Genomic DNA, 445 nt, shown 5'->3' with positions numbered 1-445 from the left:
GGGTCGGTAGCTCAGGTGGTTAGAGCGCACGCCTGATAAGCGTGAGGTCGGAGGTTCAAGTCCTCCTCGACCCACCATTCATTTGGATGGTTCCCACAGCTTGGCTCGATTTACAGATAATGGGGCCTTAGCTCAGCTGGGAGAGCGCCTGATTTGCATTCAGGAGGTCAGGAGTTCGATCCTCCTAGGCTCCACCATCTCGCTTCGCTCGATAGTGAAGCCTAGGCTTTTTAGCTTGTCGTGTTCCTTTGGAACAACGACGTAGGGCTCCACCATTTGATGCGGCGACTAAATCCATAAAGAAGAAAGACGTATGTTTTGCCTTAGTTGAGAGACTGGGGCGTGTTCTGTGACATTTTGAAGAGAAGACATAACGGGCCGCTTGGGGCGCCAGGACAACTTAGGTTGTTTGTTCCAAGTGACAAAGCTAGCCAGTTATCGAGGG

The 445-nt window shown here is 51.7% G+C and carries 2 tRNA genes; both read left to right on the top strand.

The window, feature by feature from the left end:
• A tRNA-Ile gene (locus E1162_RS00055) sits at positions 1-77 on the top strand.
• 44 nt (positions 78-121) lie between these two features.
• Positions 122-197 (top strand) — tRNA-Ala (locus tag E1162_RS00050).
• The last annotated feature ends 248 nt before the right edge of the window (positions 198-445 follow it).

This window comes from Pseudovibrio flavus, from assembly GCF_009711345.1.
Lineage (GTDB): Bacteria > Pseudomonadota > Alphaproteobacteria > Rhizobiales > Stappiaceae > Pseudovibrio > Pseudovibrio flavus.
The sequence above is the reverse complement of the archived record's forward strand: the minus strand, read 5'-3'. Positions and strand labels throughout refer to the sequence as shown.